The organism is Stenotrophomonas testudinis (assembly GCF_024499815.1).
Lineage (GTDB): Bacteria > Pseudomonadota > Gammaproteobacteria > Xanthomonadales > Xanthomonadaceae > Stenotrophomonas.
Genome location: NZ_JAMOKY010000003.1, coordinates 23,205 through 34,442 on the forward strand (window position 1 = coordinate 23,205; position 11,238 = coordinate 34,442).

At 68.3% G+C, this 11,238-nt stretch carries 10 protein-coding genes; 8 read left to right on the forward strand and 2 right to left on the reverse strand.

Features of this window, described 5'->3' with window-relative positions; all coding sequences use genetic code 11:
- Positions 1–12 precede the first annotated feature (12 nt).
- Positions 13–828, forward strand: a complete 816-nt coding sequence (locus NQ204_RS02780; protein ID WP_256643013.1) for a tRNA threonylcarbamoyladenosine dehydratase — start codon at positions 13–15, stop codon at positions 826–828.
- 35 nt (positions 829–863) lie between these two features.
- Here NQ204_RS02780 and NQ204_RS02785 read toward each other — a convergent pair whose 3' ends face one another.
- Together NQ204_RS02785 and NQ204_RS02790 are read right to left on the reverse strand one after the other, a co-directional pair.
- Positions 864–1,637 (reverse strand): TatD family hydrolase, encoded by a 774-nt coding sequence (locus NQ204_RS02785; RefSeq protein ID WP_256643111.1) that lies wholly within the window; start codon positions 1,635–1,637, stop codon positions 864–866.
- A complete protein-coding gene (locus NQ204_RS02790; RefSeq protein WP_116864079.1) occupies positions 1,634–1,849 on the reverse strand; it encodes a DUF6116 family protein in 216 nt (71 codons plus the stop codon). The genes NQ204_RS02785 and NQ204_RS02790 overlap by 4 nt, the downstream gene beginning before the upstream one ends.
- A 163-nt stretch (positions 1,850–2,012) precedes the next feature.
- Here NQ204_RS02790 and NQ204_RS02795 point away from each other — a divergent pair, with 163 nt between their 5' ends.
- From NQ204_RS02795 to NQ204_RS02825, 7 genes are all read left to right on the forward strand, one after another.
- A complete protein-coding gene (locus tag NQ204_RS02795; RefSeq protein WP_305888261.1) occupies positions 2,013–2,852 on the forward strand; it encodes a glycine zipper 2TM domain-containing protein in 840 nt (279 codons plus the stop codon).
- A 119-nt stretch (positions 2,853–2,971) separates the two neighbouring features.
- A complete protein-coding gene (locus tag NQ204_RS02800) occupies positions 2,972–3,514 on the forward strand; it encodes a GNAT family N-acetyltransferase (protein WP_256643014.1) in 543 nt (180 codons plus the stop codon).
- A gap of 84 nt (positions 3,515–3,598) precedes the next feature.
- Positions 3,599–4,258: a glutathione S-transferase family protein gene (locus tag NQ204_RS02805; RefSeq protein WP_256643015.1), complete on the forward strand. Its 660-nt coding sequence runs from the start codon at positions 3,599–3,601 to the stop codon at positions 4,256–4,258.
- A 68-nt stretch (positions 4,259–4,326) separates the two neighbouring features.
- Entirely contained in the window at positions 4,327–6,606 is a 2,280-nt protein-coding gene (locus tag NQ204_RS02810; protein WP_256643016.1) for a transketolase C-terminal domain-containing protein, read from the forward strand.
- Between the two features lie 3 nt (positions 6,607–6,609).
- Complete coding sequence (gene asnB / locus NQ204_RS02815; RefSeq protein ID WP_256643017.1) at positions 6,610–8,553, forward strand: asparagine synthase (glutamine-hydrolyzing); 1,944 nt, start codon at positions 6,610–6,612, stop codon at positions 8,551–8,553.
- Positions 8,554–8,619: 66 nt separating this feature from the next.
- Complete coding sequence (locus tag NQ204_RS02820) at positions 8,620–9,180, forward strand: NADPH-dependent FMN reductase (RefSeq protein WP_256643018.1); 561 nt, start codon at positions 8,620–8,622, stop codon at positions 9,178–9,180.
- A gap of 250 nt (positions 9,181–9,430) precedes the next feature.
- Positions 9,431–10,861 carry a replicative DNA helicase gene (locus NQ204_RS02825; protein WP_108758252.1) on the forward strand — a complete coding sequence of 477 codons (1,431 nt, stop codon included), beginning with the start codon at positions 9,431–9,433 and terminating at the stop codon, positions 10,859–10,861.
- Positions 10,862–11,238: the final 377 nt, after the last annotated feature.

Consider the following 11,238-nt stretch of genomic DNA (forward strand, 5'->3'; position numbering starts at 1 on the left):
TAAAATAGCCGCATGAACGAACAGGTCAAAGAACGCTTCGCCGGCATCGAACGGCTGTATGGCGTAGGTGCGCTCGAGCGCCTGCAGGGCAGCCGCGTGGCGGTGGTGGGCATGGGCGGCGTCGGCTCGTGGGTGGTGGAGGCGCTGGCCCGTTCGGCGGTTGGCCACCTGACCCTGATCGATGCCGATGACATCTGCGTGTCCAACACCAACCGGCAGCTGCCGGCGATGGAGGGCAACTACGGCCGCAACAAGTCAGAGGCGATGGCCGAGCGCTGCCGCGCCATCAACCCGCAGATCGACGTCGATGCCGTGCAGGCGTTCCTGACCACCGGCAACATGGCCGAACTGCTGGACCGTGGCTTCGACCTGGTCATCGATGCCTGCGACAGCTTCCGGGTGAAGGTGGAGACCATCGCCTGGTGCCGCCGCCGCAAGCTGCCGCTGCTGACCGTCGGCGCTGCTGGCGGCCGTACCGACCCGACCCTGGTGCGCATCCGCGATGTCTCGCGTACCGAGCACGACGCAATGCTGGCGCTGATCCGCAAGAAGCTGCGCAGCGAATTCAACTTCCCGAAGAACGCCAAGCGCTATTTCGGCGTACCGGCGGTGTATTCGCTGGAGAACGTGAAGTACCCGCAGGCCGATGGCAGCGTCTGCGGCCTGCGCCCGAACCTGGGCGCCGATGCCGCGTTGAAGCTGGATTGCGGCGCCGGGCTGGGCGCGGCCACCCACATCACCGGCGCGTTTGCGTTCGCCGCGGCGGGCAAGGCGCTGGAGATGCTGCTGGAGCCGAAAAAGGTAAAAGCCGAGTCCGCCGAGGTTTGACCGGTAGCGCCGGGCCATGCCCGGCGAAGCGGCGATCAGGCGGCCGGCAGCGCGAACAGCCGCCGGGCGTTCTCGCTTGTCACCCGTGCCACGGTCTCCACGTCGGTACCGCGCAGCGCAGCCACGTGGCGGGAGATCACCGACAGTCGTGCCGGCTCATTGCGCTGGCCGCGGATGCCCGCGTCGGGCTGGTCCGGTGCGTCGGTTTCCAGCAGCAGCTGCTCCAGCGGCATCTCGCGCACCAGGCGCTGCAGGCGCTGCGCACGTTCGTAGGTCAGCGGTCCACCCAGGCCGAGCAGGAAGCCCAACTTGTCCAGCTGAGCGGCCTGTTCCGGACTGCCGGGAAAGCTATGGACCACGCCTCGCAGGCCGCCGATGCGGCGGATCGCGGCGATCACCGCGTCCACCGCGCGGCGTGCGTGCACGATCACCGGCAGGTCGAAGTCGCGTGCCAGCTTCAGCTGGCCAATGAAATAGTCCTGCTGCGCCTCGGCATCCAGTCCCTCGACAAAGAAATCCAGGCCGCACTCGCCGATCGCGCAGGGACGCTCGCGCTCGATCCAATCGCGCAGCTGGCCCAGGTGTTCCGGACGATGGTCGGCCAGGAACATCGGGTGCAGGCCGTAGGCCGGGTACAGCCCCGGTGCCTGCTGGCAGACCTCGCGCAGCTTCGGCCAGCTGGCGGCGGTGACCGCCGGCACGACCTGGGCTTGTACACCGGCCGCACGGGCGCGCTCGATCACCGCCGTGCGGTCTGGATCGAACTCGCTGGCATCCAGGTGGCAGTGGCTGTCGATCAGCATGTTCAGCGCTGTTCCAGGGGCGGCGGCGTCGTCGCGCTGCGGTTCTTCCAGTTGGCCAGCAGCAGGGTGCCCAGGCCCAGCACCAGTTCGTCCACGAACGGGATCGGGTCGGGGATGAACAGCGTCAGCGCGAACAGGCCGGCGGTCAGCTTGAACAGGGTGGGGTAGCGCAGCCGGCGTGCCCATTGCAGGACCGGCAGCAGCATCGGGTTGGCCATGGCGGGGCTCCTCGTGGGCGTGCTGCAAACGCTACCACGGGCCCTGCATTTCCCGATGCTGAATGGGTTACGGCCGTGAGTACGAATTGTGGAGATTCCGTTCAGGCAGCGCATGCTGCAATCTGCATCGAGAACGTTGCGGACGGTCCGCAGGGAGCAGGTCATGAAAAGCACAACTACAACTGTCCTGGTCGCAGCAGGCGCGCTGCTGGTGGGTGGCATCGCAACCGCCGCCTTCATGAAGAGTGGTGACAAGGCCCCGGATGCACTGGGCGCCGCGAACCCTTCCGAGTCGCGCCTGGTCGATGGCAGCGCTGCCGATGACGGCGCGCGCGGCGACGCGGTCGATGCCTCGGCACCGCGCGGCCTGGAATACGCCGATGTGCTGAAGGTCGACCCGCTGACCGAGAAGCAGAAGGCCTACGCGACGGTCATCGGCACCGAGCCGGTGCGCGAGACGTCCACCACCCAGACCCCGCATGAAGTCTGCGAGGATGTGGTGGTGCAGGAGCGCCTGCCCGAGCGTGATGGCAACGTCGGTGGCACCGTGGTCGGCGCCGTGGTCGGTGGCCTGCTCGGCAACCAGGTGGGCGGCGGCAACGGCAGGAAGGCTGCCACCGCAGCCGGCGCCGTGGCCGGTGGCTTCATCGGCAACCAGGTGGACAAGCGCCACGTGGGCGGCCGCGTGGTCAACCGTACCGAGCGCCAGTGCCACACTGAAACGGCGACCTCCGAGTCGAGCCGCGTGACCGGTTACAACGTGACCTACCGCAACGAGGACGGCACCACCGGCACCATGCGCATGGCCAGCAAGCCGGGCACGCGCATCGCCATGGGCACCAGCGATGTGGTCAAGGGCTACAACGTGACTTACCGCTATGACGGCGCCGAGAAGACCGTGCGCATGGACAACAAGCCGGCCAGCGACCGCCTGCCGGTGGTGGATGGCCAGGTGGTCACGCAGACCGCCGCAGCCGGCGACGCAGCGGCCAACCGCCAGTAACGCGACAACGGGACGCTGTATCGGACGGGCCGGCCTTTGCCGGCCCGTTTCGTTTGCGTGCTGGATCCGATGGCGGGATCGGCGATGATGAGCGGCCACGGTACCTGGCGGGAGCCTGCATGAGCATCTTCGACCTTCGCATCGAAACCGAGCGCCTGATCCTGCGCCCACCGCAGGCCCAGGACCTGGAGCCCTACCTGGCGTTCTGCGCCGATGAAGAAGTGATGCGCAGCCTGGGCGGCGTGCAGCTGCCTTCGGTGGCCTGGCGCAGCTTCTGCAGCCTGGCAGGTGCCTGGCAGCTGTTCGGCTATTCGATGTTCAGCGTCATCGAGAAAGCCACCGGCGAGTGGGTTGGCCGCATGGGCCCGTGGCATCCGCTCGGCTGGCCCGGCCCCGAGGTCGGCTGGAGCCTCTGCCGCGCGCGCTGGGGCCGTGGCTACGCCCCAGAAGCGGCGGTGGCGGCCATCGACTGGGCGTTCGACACGCTTGGCTGGGACGAGGTGATCCACACCATCGCCGATGACAACGAGAAGTCCAGGGCGGTGGCGCGCAAGCTGGGCAGCAGCCTGCTGCGCATGGGCCAGTTGCCGCCACCCTACGAGGGGCCGCCGCTGCAGATCTGGGGGCAGTCGCGCGCGCAATGGCAACAACGCCGGCGGTGATGCTGCACCCGCGCTTGGCATCGGCCGATGTGCTTGCCAGACTGCGTGCAGCCGGCCGTCGGCCGGGATGTCCTGGAGCAGGCAATGGTGGAAGAGCGCGTTCCGTTGACGGTGCACGGCATGTCGGTGTCGGGCAACTGCCACAAGGTGCGGATGCTGCTGGAGCAGCTCGGCAGCCGCTACCGCTGGGTGGAAGTGGACAGTGCGCATGGGCAGACCCATTCGCCTGAATTCCTGGCCCTCAACCCGAATGCGAAGGTGCCGCTGATCGTGCGCGACGATGGCCGCGTGCTGACCGAATCCAACGCGATCCTGTTCTGGCTGGCCGAAGGCACGCCCTACCTGCCCACCGATGGCTGGGAACGCGCGCAGGCGCTGAGCTGGATGTTCTTCGAGCAGTACAGCCACGAACCCTGCGTGGCCGTGGCGCGCTTCATCCGTGGCTGGACCGATGCCGATTCGCCGCGCCGGGCCGAGCTGCCGCGCCTGCATGAGCGCGCCGCGACCGCGCTGGCGGTGATGGAGCAGCACCTGCGGCAGGCGCAGTGGTTCACCGGCAGCGAGTACGGCATCGCCGACATCGCGCTGTTCGCCTACACCGATGTCGCCGCAGACGGTGGCATCGACCTGCAGCCGTTCGTGGAAGTGCGTGCCTGGTTGCAGCGGGTGCGCGAGCAGCCGCGTTTCGTGGCGATGCCCGCGGTTACGCCCGAGGTACGCGCGCGGTTGGACGCACGCTCGTAGAGTCCAGCCCGGCACGGTAGCGCCGGGCCACGCCCGGCGGAATGCAACAACGACACGGAGGGTGTTCGATGTTTGCTGTGGTTCCCGATCCGATCCCCGCGCGCATGCGCGTGCTCAACCGCGCCGAAGTGTGCGACGTCAATTTCCTCGAGGCAGTGCGCAGCTGGCGTGGGCTGCCGCGTCCGAAGCCGGCGCCGGATGCGCCGATCCTGCCGGGCAGCACGCTGACCGCAGCGGTGTTCGCCGAGCTGTTCGATTCGCAGCTGGCCAGCCGCCAGCTGGACCTGATGGCGCGCGTACTGCGCGTACAGAACAGGGTCTTCTACACCATCGGCTCGTCCGGCCACGAAGGCAACGCGCTGCTGGCACGGGCCTGCCGGCATACCGATCCGGCGTTCCTGCATTACCGCTCCGGCGCATTCATGGCCGAGCGCGCGCGGCAGGTGCCGGGCCTGGACCCGTTGCGTGACGCGGCGCTGTCCTTCGCCGCCAGTGCCGACGATCCGGCCAGCGGTGGCCGCCACAAGGTCTGGGGCAGCCGCCCGCTGTGGGTGCTGCCGCAGACTTCGACCATCGCTTCGCACCTGCCCAAGGCACTGGGCACCGCGTTGGCCATCGAAAGCGGCAAGCGCCTGGGCCAGCCGCTGCCGATCCCTGCCGACAGCATCGTGCTGTGCTCCTTCGGCGATGCCTCGGCCAACCATGCCACCGCGCAGACCGCCTTCAATACGGCGATGTGGTCGGCCTACCAGAAGCTGCCCGCGCCGATCCTGTTCGTCTGCGAGGACAACGGCCTGGGTATTTCGGTAAAGACCCCGGAGGGCTGGATCGCCGAGCGCTTCAGCCGCCAGCCGGGGCTGGACTACTACTACGCCGATGGCTTGGATCTGGCGGCAGGTCATGCACAGGTGCAGGCGGCGGTGGAGCATTGCCGGCGTACCCGCCGGCCGACGTTCCTTCATCTGCGTACCACGCGGCTGATGGGCCACGCCGGCACTGACTTCGAAGTGGAGTGGCGTACGCTGGCCGACCTGTGCGCGGCTGAGGCCCAGGACCCGTTGCTGCGGTCGGCGCAGATCGCGCTGGAATCGGGCTGGATGGATGCCGCCGGCATCGAGGCCGCCTACGAGACCCTGCGCGCGCGCTGCCTGTCGGCGGCGGCCGACGCCGAAGGACGGCCCAAGCTGCAGTCGCTGGATGAAGTGGTCGCGCCGCTGGCGCCGTACACGCCCGCAGCGGTGATGGCCGAGGCGCAGAGCCCGGTACCGGCTGAGGCGCGCGAAGCCCTGTACGGCGGAGCCGATGCGCTGCCCGAGCGGCAGCCGCCGCGGCACCTGGCCGTGCAGATCAACCACGGCCTGCAGGAACTGCTGTGCAAATATCCGCAGGCGCTGCTGTTCGGCGAGGACGTGGCGCAGAAGGGGGGCGTCTACACCGTCACCAAGGACCTGCTGCGCCGCTTCGGGCCGCGCCGGGTGTTCAACACCCTGCTGGACGAGACGATGATCCTGGGCATGGCCCAGGGCCTGGCCAACATGGGCCTGCTGCCGATCCCGGAAATCCAGTATCTGGCCTACCTGCACAACGCCATCGACCAGCTGCGCGGCGAAGCCTGTTCGCTGCAGTTCTTCTCCAATGACCAGTTCCGCAACCCGATGCTGGTGCGGGTGGCCGGCCTGGGCTACCAGAAGGGCTTCGGCGGCCACTTCCACAACGACAACTCGATCACCGCGCTGCGCGACATCCCCGGCCTGGTGGTGGGCTGCCCGTCGCGCGGCGACGATGCGGTGATGATGCTGCGCACGCTGGCGGCGCTGGCCCGGGTGGACGGCCGGGTGGCGGTGTTCCTGGAACCGATCGCGCTGTATATGAGCAAGGACCTGCACGCGCCCGGCGATGGCCAGTGGCTGTTCGATTACCCGGCGGCGGGGCAGGCATTGGTGCTGGGCGAGGGCCGGGTCTATGCGCCCGACGCCGACGATCTGGTGGTGTTCACCTACGGCAATGGCGTGCCGATGGCGCTGCGCGCGGTGCCGGCCATACAGGCGCAGACGGGTTGGCAGGTGCGGGTGGTGGACCTGCGCTGGCTGGTGCCGCTGGATGCCGGCTTCATCGCGGCCCAGGCGGCCACGGCGCGGCGGGTGCTGGTGCTGGACGAGGGCCGGCACAGCGGCGGGGTGGGCGAGGGCGTGGTCACCGCCCTGGTCGAGGCCGGCCATGGCCACCTGCCGCTGCGGCGGGTCTGCGGCGCCGATACCTATACGCCGCTGGCGGGGGCAGCAATGTTCGGGCTTCCAAGCGACAATGCGGTGATTGGCGCCGCCCTCGACCTGGCGCAGGAACCCTGATGCATGTGTGGATTGGCGGGAATGTTGTTGCCGGCGCCGCAGTCGCCGGACGAGGTGCTGCAGGCGCAGGCGCTGGCCATGGGGCAGGCGCTGCACCACCGCGGGCCGGATGACGGCGGCACCTGGGTCGACGCCAGCGCCGGCATTGCCCTGGCCCATCGCCGCCTGAGCATCCTCGACCTGTCACCGCTGGGCCACCAGCCGATGGCCTCGGCTGACGGCCGTTACGTGATGGCTTACAACGGCGAGGTCTACAACTTCGCCGCGCTGCGCGCCGAGCTTGAGCCGCTGGGCCATGCCTTCCGCGGCCATTCCGATACAGAAGTGCTGCTGGCCGCGATCCTGCAGTGGGGCGTCGAGGACACCCTGCAGCGCGCCAACGGCATGTTCGCGATCGCCCTTTGGGACCGCCAGGAGCAGTGCCTGTACCTGGCCCGCGACCGGGTCGGCAAGAAGCCGCTGTACTACGGCTGGGCCGGCGACACCCTGGTCTTCGGTTCGGAGCTGAAGGCGCTGTGGCAGCACCCGGACTTCGACAACGACATCGACCGCGATGCGCTGACCCTGCTGCTGCGCCTGGATTACATCCCGGCCCCGCACAGCATCCACCAGCGCTGCTACAAGCTGATGCCGGGCCGCGTGCTGCGCCTGGATGCGGCGATGGTGGCCGCCGGTGCCGCCGCGCACCGCCCCGAGCAGGCCCAGCGCCCGTACTGGGATGCGCGCGCGCGCATGCAGGCGGCGCTGGCCGCACCGTTCCAGGGCCGCATCGAGGAGGCCGAGGAACAGCTGGACGGCCTGCTGCGCGATGCCGTGGCGCTGCGCATGGTGGCCGACGTGCCGGTGGGCGTGTTCCTGTCCGGTGGCACCGATTCGTCGCTGGTGGCCGCGCTGATGCAGGCGCAGAGCACGCAGCCGGTGCACAGTTTCAGCATCGGCTTCAGCGGCTCGCACCATGACGAGGCGCCGCTGGCCAAGGAGCTGGCCGGGCACCTGGGCTGCGACCACACCGAGCTGTACGTGAGTGGCGCCGATGCGCTGGCGGTGGTGCCGCAGCTGCCGGCGATGTTCGACGAGCCCTTCGCCGATGCCTCGCAGGTGCCGACCGCCCTGGTCGCGCGACTGGCGCGGCAGGGCGTGACCGTGGCCCTGTCCGGTGATGGTGGCGACGAACTGTTCTTCGGCTACACCCGCTACGTACGCGCGCTGCGCAACTGGCAGATGCTGGGCCGCGTGCCGGCGCCGTTGCGGCGTTGGATGGGCGCGCGTGCGCACCAGCAGGGCGAATCCTCGCGCATCGGCGGCCTGGCCGCGCTGCTGGCCGAGACCGGCGCGCGCGGCATCGGCGATGTCTACCGCAACCGCATCTCGCGCTGGCGCGACCCGGCGGCGGCGGTGATCGGTGCGCGCGAGGCCGGCAGCTTCTACGACCTGGCCGACCCGCTGCACGGTGCCGGCACCCCGGCCGACGCGATGATGCTGGCTGATTTTGTCAGCTACCTGCCCGACGACCTGCTGTGCAAGGTCGACCGCACCTCGATGGCGGTCAGCCTGGAGGCACGGGCGCCGCTGCTGGACTGGCGCGTGGCTGAATTCGCCTGGTCGCTGCCGCTGGACTTCAAGCGCAGTGAGGACACCAGCAAGGTGCTGCTCAAGCGCGTGCTGGGCCGCTATGTGCCGCAGTCGATGGTGCACCGTCCCAAGCGTGGTTTCGGCGCGCCGGTGAGTGAATGGCTGAACGGCGACCTGCGGCCGTGGGCCGATGACCTGCTGCAGCCGGCGCGGCTGGAACGCGAAGGCGTGCTGTCGGCGGCCGCCGTGCAGCCGCTGTGGCAGCAGCTCCTGGGCGGCCAGCGCAAGTGGCATACCCACCTGTGGAACGTGCTGATGTTCCAGGCATGGCAGGACCACTGGCGGCAGGTGCGGGCGGGCGTGGCACGCGGCTGATCTTCACCGGGGCGCATCGGGCCGGCCGCTAGGCTGGCCCTTTCCCCCCGTCAGGAGTGTGTCGCCATGCCCGTTCCCACCATCGCGGTCTTCGTTGGCAGCCTGCGCAAGGAATCCTGCAACCGCAGGCTCGCGCTGGCCCTGGAAAAGCTGGCCGGCGATCGTGCGCGCTTCACGTACGTGCGCATCGACGACCTGCCGCTGTACAACCAGGATTTCGACGGCAGCTACCCGGCCCAAGGCACGCGGCTGAAGGACCAGGTGCGCGGCGCCGACGCGGTGCTGTTCGTTACCCCGGAATACAACCGCTCGGTGCCCGGCGTGCTGAAGAACGCGATCGACATCGGCTCGCGGCCCTATGGTGACAGCGCCTTCGGGGGCAAGCCGGCGGCGGTGATCGGCGCGTCCATCGGCCAGATCGGCACGGCGGTGGCCCAGCAGCACCTGCGCAACAGCCTGGCGTTCCTGGACATGCACGTGCTCGGCCAGCCGGAGGCGTTCATCCACTTCAAGGATGAGCTGATCGGCGCCGACGGCACGATCCACAACGAGGGCACGCATAAGTTCCTGCAGGGCTATGTGGACCGCTTCCTGCAGCTGATCGCGGTGCACGCCAAGGGCGACTGACGCTGCTTTCGGGGTCAGAGCCCTCTGCTGCGCAGAGGGATCCGACCCCTTTCTGCCGGGGTCGGATCCCGTCGCGCAGCGGCAGGCTCTGACCCCATGCGATAATGGGTCTCCACAGGCCGGACAGGCACGTCGCACAGCGGCGGATATCCCCCGTTCGCCCACGGCTTATCCACAGGCTTGTCCATGGCCGCCGGGGTCGGCGCATGCCTACACTCGTCTGGCCCACTTTCGCAGGAAACACCGCAGCATGTCCGCCCGTTCCGGCTTCCGTTCCAACCGCAAAGAGCGCGGCGATGGCTTCGACCGCGATCGCGACGAATCGCGCATCGACCAGCTGCGCGTGCCGCCGCACTCGGTGGAAGCCGAACAGGCGGTGCTGGGTGGCCTGATGCTGGCCCCGGAAGCCTACGACCGGGTCAACGACCAGCTGACCGAGACCGATTTCTATCGCCGCGACCACCAGATGATCTACCGGGCGATCCGCGAGCTGTCCGAGCGCGAGCGTCCGTTCGATGCGGTGACCCTGGGCGAGTGGTTCGAATCGCAGGGCAAGATGGAGCTGGTCGGCGATGGCGCCTACCTGATCGAGCTGGCCAGCACCACGCCGTCGGCGGCCAACATCGTGGCCTACGCCGAGATCGTGCGTGACAAGGCGGTGCTGCGGCAGCTGATCCAGGTCGGCACCGACATCGTCAACGACGGCTTCCAGCCCGAAGGCCGCGACAGCAGCGAACTGCTGGCCTCGGCCGAAAAGAGCGTGTTCGCCATCGCCGAACAGGGCGCGCGCGGCCGCACCGACTTCGTAGCCATGCCCGGCGCGCTGAAGGATGCGTTCGAAGAACTGCGCAACCGCTTCGAGAATGGCGGCAACATCACCGGCCTGCCGACCGGTTACACCGACTTCGATGCGATGACCGCCGGCCTGCAGCCGACCGACCTGATCATCCTTGCCGCGCGTCCGGCGATGGGCAAGACCACATTCGCGCTGAACATCGCCGAGTATGCGGCGATCAAGTCGAAGAAGGGCGTGGCCGTGTTCTCGATGGAAATGTCCGCATCGCAGCTGGCGATGCGCCTGATTTCCTCCAACGGCCGCATCAATGCCTCGCGCCTGCGTACCGGCCAGCTGGAAGACGAGGACTGGAGCCGCGTCACCAGCGCGATCAAGATGCTGAAGGAAACCAAGATCTTCATCGACGATACGCCGGGCGTGTCGCCGGAGATCCTGCGTTCCAAGTGCCGCCGCCTGAAGCGCGAGCACGACCTGGGCCTGATCGTCATCGACTACCTGCAGCTGATGAGCGTGCCGGGCAACAGCGAAAACCGCGCGACCGAAATCTCGGAGATCTCGCGATCGCTGAAGGGCCTGGCCAAGGAACTGAACGTGCCGGTGATCGCGCTTTCGCAGCTCAACCGATCGCTGGAAACGCGTACCGACAAGCGCCCGGTGATGGCCGACCTTCGCGAATCGGGCGCAATCGAGCAGGACGCGGACATGATCGTCTTCATCTACCGCGACGATTACTACAACAAGGAAAATTCGCCGGACAAGGGCCTGGCCGAGATCATCATCGGCAAGCACCGTGGTGGCCCCACCGGTTCGTGCAAGCTGAAGTTCTTCGGCGAATACACGCGCTTCGACAACCTGTCGCACGATTCGGTCGGTTCGTTCGAGTAGGCCCCGCGCCGGGCGATGCCTGGTGCTCAAGTTCCCCCGTGACCTGCCGTTACCGCACCGGTACCAGGGGGAAACATCACAGCCGATGACCCATCGCTGCTTCTGCGGCGATGGGGCGGCGCGTGCGCCCCCTTCATTCAAGGGGAACGGATCGATGTCGGCGGCAGCAGGGAAGAGTGGGTTGGGGCGTGGCGTCGTCTGGATGTGCGTGGTGCTGTTTCAGTTGCTGGCGGGCACGGGCGTTGCGCAGGCGGCGTCGGCAGCCTGCGAGGCCATCAACCTGGTGGGCGCCACGACCAGCTACACAACCCGGTTTGCTGCGGCAGACTTCCTGCCCGGCGAGTCGGTATCGGTGAGCTTTTCGGACACCGGTGGCA